Source organism: Aliiroseovarius sp. Z3, from assembly GCF_029105185.1.
In the GTDB taxonomy this organism is placed as follows: domain Bacteria; phylum Pseudomonadota; class Alphaproteobacteria; order Rhodobacterales; family Rhodobacteraceae; genus Aliiroseovarius.
Window position 1 is genome coordinate 461,600 of the sequence record NZ_JAFMZK010000001.1, and the last position, 17,450, is coordinate 479,049.

Annotated in this window: 17 protein-coding genes; 6 read left to right on the plus strand and 11 right to left on the minus strand. The window is 59.5% G+C overall.

The features are described from left to right. From ribB to J3R80_RS02325, 4 genes are all read right to left on the minus strand, one after another. The gene (gene ribB, locus J3R80_RS02310; protein WP_275392134.1) at positions 1-1,134 is read right to left on the minus strand and encodes a 3,4-dihydroxy-2-butanone-4-phosphate synthase; all 1,134 of its coding nucleotides are present in this window, start codon (positions 1,132-1,134) and stop codon (positions 1-3) included. Positions 1,135-1,216: 82 nt separating this feature from the next. Further along, positions 1,217-1,900: an NYN domain-containing protein gene (locus tag J3R80_RS02315; RefSeq protein ID WP_275392135.1), complete on the minus strand. Its 684-nt coding sequence runs from the start codon at positions 1,898-1,900 to the stop codon at positions 1,217-1,219. A gap of 64 nt (positions 1,901-1,964) precedes the next feature. Further along, entirely contained in the window at positions 1,965-2,930 is a 966-nt protein-coding gene (locus J3R80_RS02320; protein WP_275392136.1) for an MBL fold metallo-hydrolase, read from the minus strand. A 79-nt stretch (positions 2,931-3,009) separates the two neighbouring features. After that, positions 3,010-3,597 (minus strand): riboflavin synthase, encoded by a 588-nt coding sequence (locus J3R80_RS02325; protein ID WP_275392137.1) that lies wholly within the window; start codon positions 3,595-3,597, stop codon positions 3,010-3,012. 235 nt (positions 3,598-3,832) lie between these two features. Between J3R80_RS02325 and J3R80_RS02330 the strand changes: the two genes are divergently transcribed. The 3 genes from J3R80_RS02330 (at position 3,833) to J3R80_RS02340 (ending at position 8,430) form a co-directional block, all read left to right on the plus strand. Next, entirely contained in the window at positions 3,833-5,119 is a 1,287-nt protein-coding gene (locus tag J3R80_RS02330; RefSeq protein WP_275392138.1) for a capsule biosynthesis protein CapA, read from the plus strand. Positions 5,120-5,261: 142 nt separating this feature from the next. Continuing rightward, a complete protein-coding gene (locus tag J3R80_RS02335) occupies positions 5,262-6,356 on the plus strand; it encodes a polysaccharide biosynthesis/export family protein (protein ID WP_275392260.1) in 1,095 nt (364 codons plus the stop codon). A 13-nt stretch (positions 6,357-6,369) separates the two neighbouring features. Beyond that, positions 6,370-8,430 carry a capsular polysaccharide biosynthesis protein gene (locus J3R80_RS02340; RefSeq protein ID WP_275392261.1) on the plus strand — a complete coding sequence of 687 codons (2,061 nt, stop codon included), beginning with the start codon at positions 6,370-6,372 and terminating at the stop codon, positions 8,428-8,430. On the opposite strand, the gene ribD is transcribed toward J3R80_RS02340, so the two are convergent. After that, on the minus strand, positions 8,415-9,515 hold the full coding sequence (gene ribD, locus J3R80_RS02345) for a bifunctional diaminohydroxyphosphoribosylaminopyrimidine deaminase/5-amino-6-(5-phosphoribosylamino)uracil reductase RibD (protein ID WP_275392139.1): 1,101 nt from the start codon (positions 9,513-9,515) through the stop codon (positions 8,415-8,417). The genes J3R80_RS02340 and ribD overlap by 16 nt on opposite strands. Further along, complete coding sequence (gene nrdR / locus J3R80_RS02350) at positions 9,512-9,982, minus strand: transcriptional regulator NrdR (protein ID WP_091429505.1); 471 nt, start codon at positions 9,980-9,982, stop codon at positions 9,512-9,514. The genes ribD and nrdR overlap by 4 nt, the downstream gene beginning before the upstream one ends. Positions 9,983-10,201: 219 nt before the next feature. Here nrdR and J3R80_RS02355 point away from each other — a divergent pair, with 219 nt between their 5' ends. Beyond that, on the plus strand, positions 10,202-10,405 hold the full coding sequence (locus J3R80_RS02355) for a dodecin family protein (RefSeq protein ID WP_275392140.1): 204 nt from the start codon (positions 10,202-10,204) through the stop codon (positions 10,403-10,405). A 5-nt stretch (positions 10,406-10,410) separates the two neighbouring features. On the opposite strand, the gene J3R80_RS02360 is transcribed toward J3R80_RS02355, so the two are convergent. Then, the gene (locus J3R80_RS02360; protein ID WP_275392141.1) at positions 10,411-10,830 is read right to left on the minus strand and encodes a secondary thiamine-phosphate synthase enzyme YjbQ; all 420 of its coding nucleotides are present in this window, start codon (positions 10,828-10,830) and stop codon (positions 10,411-10,413) included. 159 nt (positions 10,831-10,989) lie between these two features. Beyond that, positions 10,990-11,184 carry a hypothetical protein gene (locus J3R80_RS02365; RefSeq protein ID WP_275392142.1) on the minus strand — a complete coding sequence of 65 codons (195 nt, stop codon included), beginning with the start codon at positions 11,182-11,184 and terminating at the stop codon, positions 10,990-10,992. 543 nt (positions 11,185-11,727) lie between these two features. Between J3R80_RS02365 and J3R80_RS02370 the strand changes: the two genes are divergently transcribed. Beyond that, positions 11,728-12,180, plus strand: a complete 453-nt coding sequence (locus J3R80_RS02370) for a hypothetical protein (RefSeq protein WP_275392143.1) — start codon at positions 11,728-11,730, stop codon at positions 12,178-12,180. Between the two features lie 32 nt (positions 12,181-12,212). Here J3R80_RS02370 and rpoD read toward each other — a convergent pair whose 3' ends face one another. The 3 genes from rpoD to J3R80_RS02385 form a co-directional block, all read right to left on the minus strand. Beyond that, positions 12,213-14,204 (minus strand): RNA polymerase sigma factor RpoD, encoded by a 1,992-nt coding sequence (rpoD, locus tag J3R80_RS02375; protein WP_275392144.1) that lies wholly within the window; start codon positions 14,202-14,204, stop codon positions 12,213-12,215. A gap of 178 nt (positions 14,205-14,382) precedes the next feature. Next, positions 14,383-16,359, minus strand: coding sequence for a DNA primase (gene dnaG / locus J3R80_RS02380; protein ID WP_275392145.1), 1,977 nt, complete (start codon positions 16,357-16,359; stop codon positions 14,383-14,385). A gap of 51 nt (positions 16,360-16,410) precedes the next feature. Next, a complete protein-coding gene (locus J3R80_RS02385) occupies positions 16,411-16,998 on the minus strand; it encodes a TetR/AcrR family transcriptional regulator (protein ID WP_275392146.1) in 588 nt (195 codons plus the stop codon). A 120-nt stretch (positions 16,999-17,118) separates the two neighbouring features. Between J3R80_RS02385 and J3R80_RS02390 the strand changes: the two genes are divergently transcribed. Continuing rightward, positions 17,119-17,406, plus strand: a complete 288-nt coding sequence (locus J3R80_RS02390; protein WP_275392147.1) for a hypothetical protein — start codon at positions 17,119-17,121, stop codon at positions 17,404-17,406. Positions 17,407-17,450 lie beyond the last annotated feature (44 nt).

The following is a 17,450-nucleotide window of genomic DNA, read 5'->3' on the forward strand; positions in this document are numbered from 1 at the left end:
TCAATCCTTCTGAATGGGGCGGGTGCCGGTGATGGCCAGCCCATAGGCGTCCAAACCCACATATCGGGTGTCGGGGCTGTCGGTCAAAAGCACCATGTCATGCAGGCCCAGCGCCGACAGGATTTGCGACCCAAGCCCGATCTGGCGCACCGTGCGCGGGCCGTCATCATCGTCATTGGCATAAAGCGTCTTGCGCGGTTCACGGAACAGGCAGACCACGCCCCGTCCTTCGTCCGCGATGATCTGCATGGCGCGGGGCAATTCGTCGGCGGGTCGTGGTCCAAGACCCAGCACGTCCTGCGCCTCTTGCAGGGCATGGGTGCGCACCAAAACCGGGTCGGGCGTGGTGATATCGCCCTTGATCAGGACGACATGTTCGATTTCGTGGGTCAGGTCGGTGAAAATCCGCATCTCCCAATCGCCACCATATTGCGAGGTGACACGCTCGCGCGAGGTTTCACGCACAAGATTGTCGTGGCGGCGGCGGTAGGCGATCAGGTCCGAAATCGTGCCGATCTTCAGCCCGTGCGCCCTCGCAATCTCGACCAGCTCCGGCAGCCGCGCCATGGTGCCGTCTACGTTCATGATCTCGCAGATCACACCCGCAGGTGTACGTCCCGCAAGGCGCGAGATATCGACCGCAGCCTCTGTATGGCCCGCCCGCACCAACACACCACCATTGCGCGCGCGCAGCGGAAAGACGTGGCCGGGGGTTGCGATCTCGGCAGGTCCGTTCTCGGGATCAATGGCAACCGCCACGGTCAGCGCGCGGTCGGCAGCGGAAATCCCCGTGCTGACACCTTCGCGCGCCTCGATCGAGGTGGTGAACGCAGTTTCATGGCGCGACGAGTTGTGCATCGACATCATCGGCAGGCCCAGCGCCTCGATCCGCGCGGCCTCCATCGGCAGGCAAATCAGCCCGCGCCCATGCGTCGCCATGAAATTAATCGTCTCGGCGGTGCAGGCATCGGCAGGAATGACGAAATCGCCTTCATTCTCACGATCTTCGTGATCGACAAGAATATACATCCGCCCCGCGCGGGCTTCCTCGATGATCTCCTCGGCCGAGGCGATGGCATCCGACAGGCTGGCCTCGACCGGGCCGGGCGTTTCATATGTGCTGCGTTCAGTCACGCGCGTTCCCCTCAGCTTCGCGCCCGTGACTAGCGCAGGCGGAGGGCGTTTGCCAGTGGAAAGGCGGCTTTAAAACTTCTCGTCAACGTTTGTTCAGCTTGTACAGCGCCTCTTGCCCGCTTCCGGTTACCAAGTATTGGTTTGGCCGGGCTTTAAAGTAAGACGCCCACGTTTTCTGCGGCTGATCCGAAATTTTCCCCGCCCCGCATTCACGAATATTCTTGTTGATATCAGATTTTGTAATCCCTTGCGGATGGTCGCGAACGATCCGTAGCACTTCGTCGTCAAAGGAGAGGGTGACGTCGTTGTAAAGCTTGGGAGCAGCCGCAACAGCCTTTGCAGCTGCTAGAGTCACCCAAGAATTACACGATTTCCTGAAACACTCTGGCGCTTTCTTCTCACCAATTCCAACGACCCGAAAACCGCGTTCGCGCAAGCGGGCGGCCAGATGCATGAAGTCCCCGTCAGAACTGGCAAGGGCGAACACATCAATTTTGCTTTCGTAGCTCAGTTGGAATGCATCTAGGGCTAAAACAATATCGGCTGAGTTTTTCCCCGCACCTGAATGCACCAATCGAATGCCGGGTGCTGTATCCCAACCTTTGATCATTGCCGCGTTCCCGTAGACACGCCGAACCTGTAATTCGCCCAGCTTGCCCGCCGCGACCATCATCTTGCCTGCAAAAGCACTGGAAATATTCTCACCATCAACAAGCAGCGCAACGATTGGCTTGTCAGTTTGTGACGCTAAACAGTTCTCGGACATACACAACTCTCCACTCAATTAGAGCGAGAGTTGTGTATTTGCTTCAGGAGTTCAACCACCTTGATCAAAACTGCCACAGTGCAGGCACGAACTGGAACGCCTCGCCCACGCGGCGCACGTGTCCCACGCCGGGGAACGGGAAGTGATAGCCCAGCACTGCGATCCGGTCGGATGCGGCCATGTCAAGGATCTTGCGGCGGCTGGCGACGGTCATCTCGCCATCCGTATCGGTGTCGTTGAACCAGTCGGGGTGCGCGAAATTCGTATAGGCATGGGTCAACGCATCGCCCGTGGCGATCAGTTGCTGCCCGCCGCTGTCGATCATAACCGACAAATGACCGGGCGTATGGCCCGGACTGTCCAGCAAGGTCACACCCGGCACGACCTCGGCCCCGCCGGACGCCAGTGTCCAGTCAAGACCGTCGGCGTTGATCGAGTTTGCCGCCCCGACCACGAATTGCTGACGTTCAGGGCTGACCTGATCCACCAAACCATCCTGTAGCCAATAGGCCTGTTCCGCCTCGCCTATGATATATTCCGCGTCGGGGATGAGCGGTTCGTCGAAATCATCGCGGATACCCCAGATATGGTCGGGATGTGCATGTGTGATCACCACGTGAGTGATCCCCATCGGGTCGATGCCCGCCGCCTCAAGATTGCCCATCAACCGTCCCGTTGTGTCCAGCCAACGTGTTCCCGACCCAACGTCGATCAGAACCCGTGCGTCTCCGACCTCGATATACAGGTGGTTGGTATGGGAATAGCCGCGCTCGGGATCAAGGAAGTGGTCCTTCAGAAACGCGATCTTTTCGTCCCCGGGCGCGTTCACCGCCAACCCGCTCGCGGGAAGCGAGAAATAGCCGTCCGACACCACGGTCAGACGCGCTTCCCCAAGAGTGAAGCTGAAATGCGCCGGGTTGCCTGCGGTTGGTGCGCCCAACATGGCGCGCGCGGTGGCGGGCATGGCGAAGGCAGGGGCAATTGCGGCCAGGCGCAGAAGGTCGCGGCGCGTGGGGCGGATCAGGGTCATGGGTGGCTCCGTCTTGGTGAGGCGTCTCGTCGATCATATGCCTGCACCCGAATATGTCAAAGACAACCCGAGCGGATCATCACCCGTATTCGGCCAGACGTGCCACGTAGCGGGCCAAGGTGTCGATCTCAAGGTTCACGCGGTCGCCAACCTTGGCCTGCCCCCAGTTCGTCACATCTTTCGTGTGTGAAATCAGGTTCACCCCGAAGACGTCCCCCTCAACCTCGTTCACGGTCAGCGATGTGCCGTTGAGCGCGACAGAGCCTTTGGGCGCTATGAACCGCGCCAGTTCAGAAGGCGCCCGGAACCGGACACGTGTGCTGTCGCCCTCATCCGTCATCCCGACGATCTCGGCCACGCCATCCACATGGCCCGACACGATGTGTCCACCCAGCTCGTCCCCCACTTTCAAAGCGCGTTCAAGATTCACCTTGTGGCCGACCGACCACGTGCCAAGATTGGTTTTCGATACGGTTTCCGCAGAAATATCAACGTCATACCAATCATCACCCAGTGCCACCACGGTCAGGCACACCCCGTCCGACGCGATTGACGCGCCGATATCGATGCCGCCGGTGTCATAACGGGTCTTGATCCGCGCGCGCATGTCGCCCGCCTGTTCCAGCGCTTCGATGCGGCCTATGTCGGTAATGATCCCGGTGAACATGCCCTCTCCCTTTCAGCGGTGTGGAGCCTCAGCCCTAGCGCGCGACAAAGGTCTTGCCAAGACGTCACGACACCCGACCGCGCGATCCCACATAGCGGCAGGCCACAATTTCGCCCAAAGGCAGGGGTAACAGAGTGGAAAGGTTCCCCTTCCCATATTGAACGGACCGGGGCAAAAGGGATTAGGCGTCGCCCAGCCCCCAACACGACGACGGCAAAAGACAGACAGGCAGACGATGATCACCGGCCAAGAACGACATTTCCTGTTTTTGCAAGGCCCCCATGGCCCGTTCTTCTGGCAGTTGGGGCGGATGCTGCGAACAGCCGGTGCCAAGGTCTGGCGCGTCGGGTTCAACATGGGCGATCAGATGTTCTGGCGGGATCGGTCGACATATATTCCGTTCACCGCCCCGCAGGAAGATTGGCCCGACCGGTTCGCGCGGCTGCTGGATGACCACGCCATCACAGATATCGTGCTTTACGGCGACACACGCCCGATCCACGCCAACGCGGTCGAGATTGCCAAAGCGCGCGGGTTGAACATCCACGTTTTCGAAGAAGGCTATTTACGCCCCTATTGGGTGACGTATGAACGCGACGGTTCGAACGGCAATTCACGCCTGATGCAAACCAGCGTTGCACAGATGCGCGATACGCTGGCCCATGCCGAGCTTGATATCCCCGAGGCACCGGCCCACTGGGGCGACATGCGTCACCATGTTTTCTATGGTGCCCTGTATCATTGGTTCGTGATGTTCACCAACCGCCGCTATCGCCACTTCCGCCCGCACCGGGCGGTGAGCGTCGGACACGAGTTGAACCTGTACCTGAAACGGCTTCTTCTGATGCCCTTCCTTGCCGCTGACCGGATCGCGGCAACCCTTCGGATCAAATATGGCGGTTTCCCCTACCATCTTGCCCTGCTTCAGCTAGAGCATGACTCGAGTTTTCAAAACCATAGTCCTTTCAACACGATGACAGAGTTTCTTGATGTGGTGATCAAGGGGTTTTCGGCAGGCGCAGCAGGCCATCATCATCTTGTTTTCAAAGCCCACCCTCTGGAAGACGGGCGCATCCCTCAACGCCGTGAAATCCGGCGGCTGGCGCAAACCTATGGCGTATCCGACCGTGTTCACTATGTGCGCGGTGGTAAACTGGCCAAACTTCTGGATCATGCGCGTTCTGCGATGACCGTGAATTCCACCGCGGCCCAGCAGGTCTTGTGGCGCGGGCTGCCGTTAAGAGTGTTCGGCACGGCGGTCTTTGACAAACCCGAGTTTACCTCGACCCAATCGGTCGAAGAGTTTTTCGCCCTGCCAAGCCGCCCCGACAGCCGCGCGTATCGCGACTATCGCCATTATTTGCTGGAAACAAGTCAGGTCACCGGCAGCTTTTATGCCGCGCGTGGCCGACGGCAGCTTTTGCGCCAGGTGGTCGACATGATGCTGGCGGCTGATGACCCATATCAGGCACTTGAACGGGGAACAGCGGCACCAAGGCAACAGTTACGCCTTGTAAATTAGCGCGATAAAGCTGAAAAGCTGGATTAAATCCGCGCGTCCGACTAGGTTCACGCCAAAACCATCCCGGCTATTCGCCCAGAAGGAGCACGAGCAGTTGTCCACCACCGGAAAAAAATGGGTCCGCGCTGCGGCCGTTTGTGCATTGGTCCTTTCTGTTGGTGCGTGCGGCCTGCCACGCAGCGGCCCAAACAAGTCAGAGCTGCTTGCCGATTCTGAAAACAAGGTAAATGATGCCATTGTCGTGCTAGTCAACGATCACGTGAACCGCGCTACAGCCGTCACGCCGTCGCTTGGGTTCAGCAAGGCCTTTTCCAATGCCCCTCTGGTCGGGTCGGATACGATCCAGCCGGGTGATACCTTGGGTATTTCGATCTGGGAAAACGTCGATACTGGCATTTTGACCACCGCCGGCGCACCTGCGGCGCTGGAAGAGGTGCAGGTTGACGGATCCGGGTTCATTTTCATCCCTTACGCTGGGCGCATCAAGGCGTCAGGCAATTCACCTGAAGCGATCCGCCGGATCATCACCCGCAAACTGGCCGAGCAAACCCCTGACCCGCAGGTTCTGGTGCGCCGTCTGGCGGGCGACGGGTCCACGGTCACGATCACCGGGGCAGTCAGCGGTCAAGGTGTCTATCCGATCGAACGTCCGACCCGGACCCTGAACGCCATGCTCGCGCGCGCGGGCGGCATCGCCATTTCGCCCGAGATCGCCAAAATCAAGGTTAATCGCGGCAACCAGACCGGTGAAGTCTGGTTCCAGGACCTGTTTAACCATCCTGAAACAAACATCGCCCTGCGCGGTGGCGACCGCATTCTGGTCGAAGAGGACAGCCGGTCTTACACCGCCATCGGGGCGACCGGAGGACAAAGCCGTGTCCGGTTTGAAACCCAGACCCTGTCGGCCATGGAGGCCCTTGCACAGGTTGGGGGTCTGTCGGGTTCCTCTGCCGACCCCAAGGGCATCTTTATCCTGCGCGACGAAACGGCCAGCATAGCGAACTCTGTTCTGGGCCGGTCCGACCTTCGCGGCACGCAACGCATGGTCTATGTGCTGAACCTGACCGAGCCCAATGGCATGTTCAAGGCGCGCGATTTCGTCATTCGCGATGGCGACACGATTTATGTGACCGAAGCGCCTTATGTCCAGTGGACCAAGCTCTTGTCAGCCCTGACCGGGTCTCTGGCGACGGCGGGATCAATCTCGTCGCTGAACCAGTCCTTGTCCGACAGCTGATCCAGAGGGCATGATGGCCCGTTCTTCAAACTCCAAAGAAGCCGTCGAGGACAATCAGCCCCGGCGGCTTTTTGTTTACAATGGCGGCTTCCTGACGCAACCGCGCATCCGCCGCATTCTGTCTCTGGCAGGATGGGACGTGCGGATTGGCATTCCCAAAGACGGCGACTTTGTCGGCACGTGGGGCAAAAGCCCGACCTCGGGCCGTGGGGAAGCCGTCGCTGGCCACCGCGATGCCCCTGTCATTCGGGTCGAAGACGCCTTTTTGCGCTCGGTCCTGCCGGGGCGTTCGGGCGAGCCACCACTGGGTCTTCTGATTGATGATATGGGCGTGCATTTTGACAGCGCCCAACCGTCGCGGCTGGAACATATTCTGGCGACCGACCCGCTGGATCACAGCGACACCTTGCGCCGGGCGCGCGATGCGATGGACCGGATGCGGCGGGCCCATCTGTCGAAATACAACGCCTTTGACCCCGCCCTGCCCGTCCCAGATGCGCCCTATGTGCTGATCATCGACCAGACGCGGGGGGATGCTTCGATCACCCATGCTGGGGCGTCGGAAACCACGTTCCGCGACATGCTGGTTACCGCCCGCCTGACCCACCCTGACGCCCGCATTCTGATCAAATCCCACCCCGAGACGACGGCTGGCCATCGCTCGGGTCACTACGGGTCCGAGGATGAGAACGAACAGGTCCGCCTGCTGACCGATCCGGTCAGTCCGTGGGCGCTGATGGAGGGCGCGCAGGCGGTGTATACCGTCAGTTCCGGTTTGGGGTTCGAGGCCATTCTGGCGGGCCACAAGCCCCACGTATTCGGGCAGCCGTTCTACGCGGGTTGGGGATTGACCGTGGACGACCGCCCGGTTGATCGGCGGGTGCGCAGCTTAACCCGCACACAGTTGTTCATGGGGGCGATGATCCTTTACCCCACATGGTATGACCCCTACCACAACACGCTGTGCGAGATCGAGACCGTGCTGGACACGCTTGAGGCCCGCGCCCGCGCGTGGCGTGAAGATCATCGCGGCTATGTTGCCAGCAGTATGCGCCTGTGGAAGCGCCGCCCTCTGGCACAGTTTTTTGCAGACGGTCCGGCGATCGTTTTCGACAACAACGCCGCGCGTGCCGCCAAAGGCGCAGAAGATGTGGATCGCCCCCTGATGGTCTGGGCCGGGAAAGAACAGCCCGATCACCGAACCCACAGTCCATTGTTGCGGATCGAAGATGGGTTCCTACGGTCACGCGGTTTGGGCGCCGAACTGGTGCCGCCCATGTCCTTGGTGCGGGACGATCTGGGCATCTATTACGATCCCACCCGCGAAAGCCGGCTGGAACGGTGGATCGCAGCGTCAACGGCCCTGCCTGACCATGCCCGCGAACGGGCCGAGCGGTTGATCGCGCGCCTGACAGCGACGGGCGTTGGCAAATACAACCTCGACCGCCCCCTGCCCGATGAGCTGGACGCTCTGCCCAAAGAACACCGCGTTCTGGTGCCGGGACAGGTTGAAGATGACGCATCGATCCGGCTGGGCACCGACGCGGTGTCCACCAATCTGGCCCTGCTGGAGCGAACGCGTTCGGAAAACCCCGACGCGGTGATCATCTATAAGCCCCATCCTGATGTGGAAGCCGGGTTGCGGGCAGGCGCGATCCCGGTGGATAAGGCCCGCACTTTGGCAGATCTTGTCGCCGAAAGCGCCGACCCCATCGGGTTGATCAACGCCGTGGATGACGTTTGGACGATGACGTCGACCTTGGGTTTTGAGGCGCTGATCCGTGGGAAACGCGTCACCTGCCTTGGCGCGCCCTTCTATGCCGGCTGGGGGCTGACCCGCGATCTGGGCGAAACGCCCGCACGTCGCACCGCCCGGCCTGACCTCATCGCACTGACCCATGCCGTGCTGATTGATTACCCGCGCTACCACGATCCGGTGACCGGCACCGCCTGCCCGGTCGAACTGGCGGTCGAGCGGCTGGCGGACGGTGTCTCGCCCAAGATCACCCCCGCCACACGCATCTTGTCGAAGTTGCAGGGCATTTTTGCCAGCTACGCCTATCTCTGGCGTTGACGCCAGCGGTGCAGGATATCACCGTCAATGGCGCGGGTCTCAACAAGGTCGAAACGCGGCGCTTCAGCCAGCCGTCCCAAACCCATGGCCGCCAGCGACGGACGCCCCTCGGCCCCAAGAGCAAGCCCGGCGGTGTAACCGACAAGCTCGTCCACCAGCCCCGCTGACAAAAGCGAGGCCGCGAGGCTTCCGCCCCCTTCGCAATAAACGCGGGTCAGGCCACGATCACCAAGCGCCTGCAAGACTGCCGCAGGGTCCAGCGCACCTTCCGCTTCATCCACCTCGATCATCCTGGCGCCAAGGCCTGCCCATGCGGACACCAGTTCGGGCGCGGCGCGGCGGCCATGGCAAATCCAGACCGGGACATCATTGGCGGTACGCGCCAATTGACCATCGAGCGGTAGGTCCAGATGGCGTGACAAGACAACGCGAACGGGTTGGTGATCGACACCTAACCCGCGTACAGTCAGCGATGGGTCATCTGCCCGTGCGGTGCCCGCCCCGATCATCACCGCATCATGGGTGGCGCGCATCGCGTGAACATGGCGGCGTGCCCCCTCCCCCGTGATCCATTGGCTGTCCCCCGAGGCTGTCGCAATTCGCCCGTCAAAAGAACTGGCCAGCTTGAGTGTGACCATCGGTCGGCCTTGCGTAACACGGGTCAGGAATCCCAGCTGATCGGCACGGGCTTCGTCGGCACATAGGCCAGTTTCAACCGCGATCCCAGCCGCACGCAGAATGTCGACGCCACCCCCGTCCACGCGCGGATCGGGATCGCCAAGGGCCACAACCACGCGCGCGATGCCCGCGTCAACCAACGCCGCCGCACAAGGCGGCGTCTGCCCGTGATGGGCACAGGGTTCCAACGTGACATAGGCCGTCGCCCCGCGCGCCGCGTCCCCGGCTTGCGCCAGCGCCACGGGTTCCGCATGGGGCCGCCCGCCGGGTTGGGTCCACCCCCGCCCGACAATCCGCCCATCCCGCACGATCACGCAGCCCACCGCAGGGTTCGGTGCACAACGTCCAAGACCCCGCCGCCCAAGCGACAGGGCCAGACGCATATAGCGCGTGTCAGATTGGGTCACTCGTCTTCCGGCGCGACGTCCGGTCGAAGTTCGCTGACGAATTTGTCAAAGTCATCGGCCGCCTGGAAGTTTTTGTAAACACTGGCAAAACGCACATAAGCCACGGTGTCGATCCGCGCCAGGCTTTCCATCACGATCTCGCCGATGGTTTTCGACGGAATATCCGTCTCGCCCATGCTTTCCAACCGGCGCACGATGCCCGAGATCATCTGGTCGATACGCTCGGGTTCAACGGGGCGTTTCTGCATCGAGATACGGATCGAACGTTCCAGCTTCTCGCGGTCAAAATCCTCGCGTCGTCCGTTGGATTTCACCACGACAAGGTCGCGCAGCTGCACACGTTCATAGGTGGTGAACCGCCCCCCACAGGCCGGGCAAAAGCGACGCCTGCGAATGGCAACGTGGTCTTCGGCCGGGCGGCTATCTTTCACCTGAGTATCAATATTTCCGCAAAACGGGCAGCGCATCGGCCTTCCTCTTCTCTCATCTCACCTCGGTTTTTGGGTCTTTCGCCCAGTTATCCACAGGCACTATAGGACAGCCGCTAGGTCTTGTGTAGTGGGAAATACCCGCCCCAAGATGCGCGATGCACCCTTGTCACGGGGAAAGATTGCTTTCCCTTCCCCTGCACGATGGGCGTAAACTTGAACACTCTGCCAGCCAATCAACCAAAAGGGAGAAGACACATGACAATCGCACGCGTAACCGAGATTTCCGCCACCTCAACGAAAAGCTTTGACGATGCCGTGGAGCAAGGGGTGAAACGCGCGTCGGATACCCTGCGCAATGTCGTCAGCGCATGGGTCAAAGAACAATCGGTAAAGGTCGAAAACGGCAAGGTCGCCCATTACCAGGTCAACATGATGGTGACATTCGTTCTGGATGACTGAACCGTCTAAGAGCCAAGATGCGCCGCCACGTGACGGGTGTGCGGCGCATTTCTGTGTTCAAACAGGTAGATCCCCTGCCACGTGCCCAAAACCAGCTGTCCGGACTGCACCGGGATTGACAGGCTGACGGGCAGCAATGCGGCCTTGATATGGGCCGGCATATCATCTGGCCCCTCGTAAGTGTGCGTCAGATAGGACATGGCAGGATCGGTCGTGGGCGGCACAAGCCGGTGAAAGAAGTTCTGAAGGTCGGTCTGCACCTCTGGATCGGCGTTTTCCTGTATCAGAAGCGAGCAAGACGTATGGCGCACAAAGAGCGTCAGCAGCCCATCACCCGTGGTCTGCCCCGCCAGCCAGCGTGCAACATCATTGGTAAATTCATAAAGGCCGGGGCCTTGCGTGTGTATCTTGAAACCATGTCCCATGGCGGTGATAGAATGTCACCCAAGCGATACGCGCAAGGCCCCTTCGTTCGTTTTTCCGGCACCCGAAGCAATCAAATTCAGGTCAGCAGGGCCGGCACCCTCTCCGCCTTTGTTCGCGTGAGTGGTTTGCCTCGAAGCGCCGGAAAACACAGGGGAACCCTAGAGCGGGATCAGGGCGGGACGCCGCGAAATGTGCCCATCCTGCCGCCGGGTTTCCAACTTCATCAGCGCCCTGAGCCGCCCGGATCGCACATCCGGTCGGCTATCGCACTGAGCCAATTCTTCTTGAAAGTTCGTGATCGGCCCCTTCAGGCCGGTGGCGTATGTCTGCGCGCCCACCATCTTACGCATCATAATCCCCAGTTAAAATAAGTTTCGTGTCAAACAAAGCGATCGTCCAATGTGTTCACATTATCGCCACATTTCCGCCCTATTTCAAAGGAAACAAATTATTAACGCCTGAAAAACAGCGAAAACAGATTGTTTCCGAGCCTCGGTTCTTTTCTGAGAAGAGTTGAAAATATGCGTTTCGCGAATAGATAGGCGCATCTGACGCCAGCTTCGCGAAAACCTCGTTAACTGACCGAGATTCGTTTAACCTGCCGACCATCGAATTTCATGGTCAAAATGAGGCAGGAATGTGGCATCCTGTCGGGATGACGGCACCATCTGAATCGTTCTTCGGCGCCAGCACCCGTGCCGGTCCATGTCGGACCGATACCTAGATCCGTTAATCTGTGATATGTTTGCCAGGTCAGGCTGTGACGTTGTCGGGTGACAGACCCCTTAGCGTCGCCAAATTCGTTCCAGTATTTCAGATCAATCCTATTCACGCCAAGTTTCCTGACGCACTGACCCGCAGAGGGTTCCAACAGACAATATTTAAGGAAATTAACCATGCCATTTGATATTCGCACCGCGCCAAACAGAAACCCGTTGGCCACAATCTCGGACTTTCTGACACAATTGAGAGGGTTCTTGGGCCGCCTGTTTGAAGCGCCGAAGGAGTTCGGTTTGGAGTATGTTTATGACATCCAAACTGAGATCATGACCGCATTTCATGAAGAAACCGTCAGGTCATTTGAGACGACACAGGCGCAACTTCGTGATGCTGATCCAGAGAAGCTCTATGAGCATGGTCTGACGGGTCATTCGCTGCACGCCAAGATGATGGGCATCAATGTTATCTCAGATGCCGTGAATCGACATGCGCTGCGCGCGATCAGGTACCTGCTGTCTCTTGTGAACTCGATCCTCGGGTCAATCGCCTCTATCGCGGGTGCTGCGGGCGCGATTAAAGAGATCAAAGACCTGTTTGAGAACACAACCGATTTCGCAACGGGACAATAAAAAGGCGCCCGCAGGCGCCTTTATTTCTTACATCACTGGTCCAGGAACGACCGCAACTTGCGGCTTCGGCTGGGGTGTTTCAGTTTCCTGAGCGCCTTGGCCTCGATCTGGCGAATCCGTTCACGGGTGACCGAGAACTGTTGCCCCACCTCTTCCAGCGTGTGGTCGGTGTTCATCCCGATGCCAAAGCGCATCCGAAGCACCCGTTCCTCGCGCGGGGTGAGCGAGGCCAGAACCCGCGTGGTGGTTTCCTTGAGGTTTTCCTGAATGGCGCTGTCCAATGGCAGCACGGCATTCTTATCCTCGATGAAATCACCCAGCTGGCTGTCTTCCTCATCGCCAATCGGCGTTTCTAGCGAGATCGGCTCTTTGGCGATCTTCATCACCTTGCGCACCTTCTCAAGCGGCATTTGCAGCTTTTCGGCCAGCTCTTCCGGGGTCGGTTCGCGGCCGATCTCGTGCAGCATCTGACGACCGGTGCGGACCAGTTTGTTGATCGTTTCGATCATGTGCACCGGAATACGGATCGTGCGGGCTTGGTCGGCAATCGAACGCGTGATCGCCTGACGGATCCACCACGTCGCATAGGTCGAGAACTTGTAACCGCGACGGTATTCGAACTTGTCCACCGCCTTCATCAGACCGATGTTACCTTCCTGAATAAGATCAAGGAATTGCAACCCGCGGTTGGTGTATTTCTTGGCAATCGAGATCACCAGACGCAGGTTGGCTTCGACCATTTCTTTCTTGGCCTGACGCGCTTCTTTCTCGCCCTTCTGAACCTGCTGCACGATGCGGCGGAATTCGGGGATATCAACGCCGACATATTGACCAACCTGGGCCATGTCAGCACGCAGCTGTTCCACCTTGTCGGTCGAGCGTTCGATAAAGCTCTGCCAGGCGCGCCCCGATTGGGCCGCCATGTCTTCCAGCCATGTCGGGTCAAGTTCGCGCCCACGATAGGCGTCAATAAACTCGCGGCGGTTGATCCGGGCCTGATCGGCCAGTTTCACCATCGCCGAGTCAATCGACATGATCCGACGGTTGATACCGTATAGCTGGTCGACCAGCGCTTCGATCCGGTTGTTGTGCAGATGCAGTTCATTCACCAAAAGCACGATTTCCGAACGCAGTTTCTGATATTCAACCTCGGCCTTCTTCGAGAAACTGTCATCTTCGTTCAGGGTCGCGGACATCCGCAGGTCCTGCATCTCGGACAGCTTGTTATAGTCGCGGGCAATCAGCTCAAGCGTTTCCAGAACACGCGGCTTCAGCGCGGCCTCCATCGCGGCAAGCGACATGTTGGCGGCTTCATCCTCGTCATCATCGTCATCGTCCGACGCGATCGGATTGCCGTCTGCATCCAGCTCTGGATCGGATTTCTTCTTGTCGTCGGACGATGCGGCCCCGTTTACGCCGGCTGTGGCGGCCACGGTTTCGGTGTCGCCATCCTCCATCGCGTTGCCAAAAGTGGCATCCAGGTCGATGACATCACGCAGAAGAATGTCTTCGCTCAGAAGTTCGTCGCGCCAGATGGTGATGGCCTGGAACGTCAGAGGGCTTTCGCACAGCCCCGAAATCATGGTGTTGCGACCCGCTTCGATCCGTTTTGCGATCGCGATCTCGCCTTCGCGGCTCAGCAGTTCGACCGACCCCATTTCACGCAGATACATGCGAACAGGGTCGTCGGTGCGATCCAGCTTTTCGGTTTCGGCGGTGGCAACGGCAACCTCACGGGCCCCCTGTTGTGTCACCAGCTCGGTCGAACCTTTTTCTTCTTCTTCGGCTTCTTCGTCTTCGATGATGTTGATGCCCATTTCGGACAACATCGACATCACGTCTTCAATCTGTTCAGAGCTCACCTGATCGGGGGGCAGAACCTGATTAAGCTGATCGTAGGTAATGTAACCTTTTTCCCGCGCCTCAGCGATCATCTTCTTGACGGCTTTTTGGCTGACGTCGCCCATCGGTTCGTCGTCTTGGTCGTCGTCCTTGCGGTCGTTGGCGGTGTCCTTGGCGGCCATGGGCCCTCCCTGCACTTGGCTTGGATATGGGGCATCAGGCGTCAGCCAGTGTGATGTCCCATCACGTCGGTGATTCGGGTTGGCCGAATCATCACCTCGAATCAGTGATTCGCCAACCCATGTATCGCGTATTCTTCGCCTGATCATCCTGAAAAGACCAGAGATCACGGCAGTGTTGCTATTTCCCCTTAGTCTTCTTGGGAGATATCTGCGCCAACAGCTTGTCCAGCGCATCGCGTTCGTCGCGGTTCAGAAGCGTCCCGTTATCGGCGACCTCATATGTGGCTTTGTCCTCGGTCTGGCTGCGCAGCGCCTTGTTCCGCGCCTCGGCCGCCTGCCCCAAACGCCATGTCACACCCTCATCCGGCAGCGTGCCCATATCTTCGGCGGCATCCGCAATCTCGCGCCTCAGCCCGCGCGACGCCTCAAGCTTCATGATCTCTTCGTTCAGGCTGGCCTCGACGATTTCATCATCATCTGAGTGGCGTAAAGCGGGGGTGATCCGCACATGGTTAAGTGCATACAGCTTTTCAAGAGCCGTCGCGCCAATTCGCTCAATTATCGTCTGCTCAAGGGCTTCAGCCCCCTCATGGGCGTGGCGCAACAACACGCGTTGCAGTGCTCCATGATCGGGGCCGAGCATCTCTAACCGTTCCATCCGGCTTTCGACCTGTTCAAGCATATCGGGTCTGCGGATCAGGATCGCCAGGATCACCGCTTCGCGCAGCACCTCTTGCGCCTGATCGTCGGCGGTCGCCAGCAGGGACGACTTGGTGGAATGCAAAACAGGTGGCACTGGTGCCCAGCCCCGCCCCTTGCCCGACTTCCATGGCGCGCGGGCCCCGCCCTGTGCGCCCTGCACTTTGGGACGCGACCGGAACAGTTCCCACCGTTTGTCTTTGATTGCTTGCCCATAGTGCGACCGGATCGACGGATCCTGAATGCGTGCAATCGCAGCGCGCAAATCCTTGTCCAGCGCCGCTTTGCGTTCGGGACTGTCGAACACTTTGCCTTCGGTTTCGCGTCGCCACAGCAAATCGACCATCGGGATCGCGCCGTTGATCAGAGCCTGCATCGCCTCCGGGCCGCTTTCCTTCACCAAGTCATCAGGGTCTTTGCCTTCCGGCATAATCGCAAAGCGAAGGCTTTGACCGGCTTCAAGCAACGGCAGCGCATTGTCGATCACCCGCATCGCGGCGTTCAGCCCGGCCTTGTCACCGTCCAGCGCGATAATCGGCTCGGGAGCAATGCGCCACAAAAGACGCAACTGGTCTTCGGTGATCGCGGTGCCAAGGGGCGCGACGGTCGCGCCAAACCCGGCTTCGGACAGGGCAATGACATCCATATAGCCCTCTGCCACGATCAGCGGCTGACCTTTGCTAGCGGCTTCCCGCGCCGGTCCGTGATTGTAAAGACTACGCCCCTTATCAAACAGCTCAGTCTCGGGTGAATTCAGGTATTTCGCGCTTTCCTCAGGGTCCATCGCACGGCCCCCGAAGGCAATCGCCCGCCCGCGCGCATCGCGGATCGGGAACAGAATACGGTTTCGAAACGTATCATATGGGTTGCCGCCCTTCGTGCTGGGTTTGGCCAGCCCCGCGCCAAGGATCAGATCATCCTCGACCCCCTTGCCTTTCAGGTGATCCCACAAACCCTGCCATGCATCCGGAGCAAAACCAATTTCCCACCGCTCAAGCGCGCTGTCCTTCAGGCCACGGCGGGCCAGATAATCGCGTGCCGCTGCGCCCGCGCCCGTTTTCAGCATCAGTCGGAAATGACCAACGGCCATTTCCATCACTTCGATCAGCTTTGTCCGGCGGTCGGCTTTTTCTTGTGCCTTGGGGTCGCGTGCAGGCATCTGCATCCCGGCCTCGCCCGCCAAAATCTCGACCGCTTCCATGAAGCCTACATTTTCGGTTTCCTGAACGAAACCGATCGCATCCCCCTTCGCATGGCACCCAAAGCAGTAATAAAACCCCTTCTGGTCATCCACATGAAAAGACGCGGTTTTTTCCTGATGAAACGGGCATGGCGCCCACATGTCGCCCTTGGCTTGATTGGATTTGCGCTGGTCCCATATCACCTTGCGCCCAACAACCTGTGACAGGCTCAGACGATTGCGCAATTCATCAAGGAAACCGGGTGGCAGTGACATGTTCTATATATCGGTGCGAAGGGCGCCAGAGTCCAGTGGCGACACGTCCATTCACGCACCGACTGCGCCGCGCACCATGTCCCAGTAGATGTCCGCCACCGCGTCGCGCGACAGTCGTCCGCCTTCGCGATACCACGTGTTGACCCCGGTCAGCATGGCAATCAAGGCCATCGTGGTCAGGCGCACATCGGGGGCCGTGATCGCCCCTTCGGCCTGCCCGGCGCGCAGGATCGCCTCAAGCTCGCCTTCATACCGTCGGCGCAGGGCTTCGACAGCAGCGAAGTTCTCGTCTGACAGGTTGCGCAGTTCCATATAGGCGATAAACACCGCATCGGGTCGTTCAAGGTGAAAGCGTATGTGAAACCGCGCGAAGGCTTCAAGGCGCGACAATGCGCTGTCGCCCTTCGGCTCATCCGCCCACGCCGCCAGAAGCTCGTCCATATGCGCTTGCATCAGGTCATAAAGCAGGCTTTGCTTGTCCTTGGTGTACAGGTAAAGCGCGCCCGCCTGCACACCGACCTTGGCGGCGATCTGGCGCATCGAGACGGCGGCAAACCCATGTTGCGCGAACAGCGAAAGCGCCGCCTCGCGCACCTTGGGGCCGGTGATTTCGCTGTGTGATCCGGTTTTCCGTGCCATGCCCTTTGATAACTGAACGCTCGTTCAAATCAAACCCATTCCGTCCCGCGCCATCTTGCGACACCCGCGCCACGCAGATAAGGTCACGCCAGCCATTGCGGCACGTTACAGGAGACCCAGATGCCCATGCGCCAGCTTGTCCTTGCAGTGCTCCTGCCCTGTGCCGTCGCGGGCTGTGCCAATGCCCCGGACTTTCCGGCGGGCGACGCTGCCAACGCACCCTTTCCGCAAATCGTCCCGATCAGCGAGATACAGGCAGAAGTGACGACAACGCCAGACGAAGATGGGATAGACGCGCTGGCCGCTCGTGCCGCCGATCTGCGCGCGCGGGCAGATAAGCTGCGCGGCACCCCGGCGGTCGACGACGCAACAGAAGATGAGATGCAGGATGCGTTGACCGCGTCCTAGGCAGACACGGCATATTCAGAAATATCTCCGAACGCTCACCCTGC

Excerpts from the sequence above, each read along its gene's own strand:
- J3R80_RS02315 (WP_275392135.1), bottom strand. The coding sequence starts at position 1,900 with ATGTCCGAGAACTGTTTAGCGTCACAAACTGACAAGCCAATCGTTGCG.
- J3R80_RS02320 (WP_275392136.1), bottom strand. The coding sequence starts at position 2,930 with ATGACCCTGATCCGCCCCACGCGCCGCGACCTTCTGCGCCTGGCCGCA.
- J3R80_RS02325 (WP_275392137.1), bottom strand. The coding sequence starts at position 3,597 with ATGTTCACCGGGATCATTACCGACATAGGCCGCATCGAAGCGCTGGAA.
- J3R80_RS02330 (WP_275392138.1), top strand. The coding sequence starts at position 3,833 with ATGATCACCGGCCAAGAACGACATTTCCTGTTTTTGCAAGGCCCCCAT.
- J3R80_RS02340 (WP_275392261.1), top strand. The coding sequence starts at position 6,370 with ATGGCCCGTTCTTCAAACTCCAAAGAAGCCGTCGAGGACAATCAGCCC.
- nrdR (WP_091429505.1), bottom strand. The coding sequence starts at position 9,982 with ATGCGCTGCCCGTTTTGCGGAAATATTGATACTCAGGTGAAAGATAGC.
- J3R80_RS02355 (WP_275392140.1), top strand. The coding sequence starts at position 10,202 with ATGACAATCGCACGCGTAACCGAGATTTCCGCCACCTCAACGAAAAGC.
- J3R80_RS02360 (WP_275392141.1), bottom strand. The coding sequence starts at position 10,830 with ATGGGACATGGTTTCAAGATACACACGCAAGGCCCCGGCCTTTATGAA.
- J3R80_RS02365 (WP_275392142.1), bottom strand. The coding sequence starts at position 11,184 with ATGATGCGTAAGATGGTGGGCGCGCAGACATACGCCACCGGCCTGAAG.
- J3R80_RS02370 (WP_275392143.1), top strand. The coding sequence starts at position 11,728 with ATGCCATTTGATATTCGCACCGCGCCAAACAGAAACCCGTTGGCCACA.
- rpoD (WP_275392144.1), bottom strand. The coding sequence starts at position 14,204 with ATGGCCGCCAAGGACACCGCCAACGACCGCAAGGACGACGACCAAGAC.
- dnaG (WP_275392145.1), bottom strand. The coding sequence starts at position 16,359 with ATGTCACTGCCACCCGGTTTCCTTGATGAATTGCGCAATCGTCTGAGC.
- J3R80_RS02385 (WP_275392146.1), bottom strand. The coding sequence starts at position 16,998 with ATGGCACGGAAAACCGGATCACACAGCGAAATCACCGGCCCCAAGGTG.
- J3R80_RS02390 (WP_275392147.1), top strand. The coding sequence starts at position 17,119 with ATGCCCATGCGCCAGCTTGTCCTTGCAGTGCTCCTGCCCTGTGCCGTC.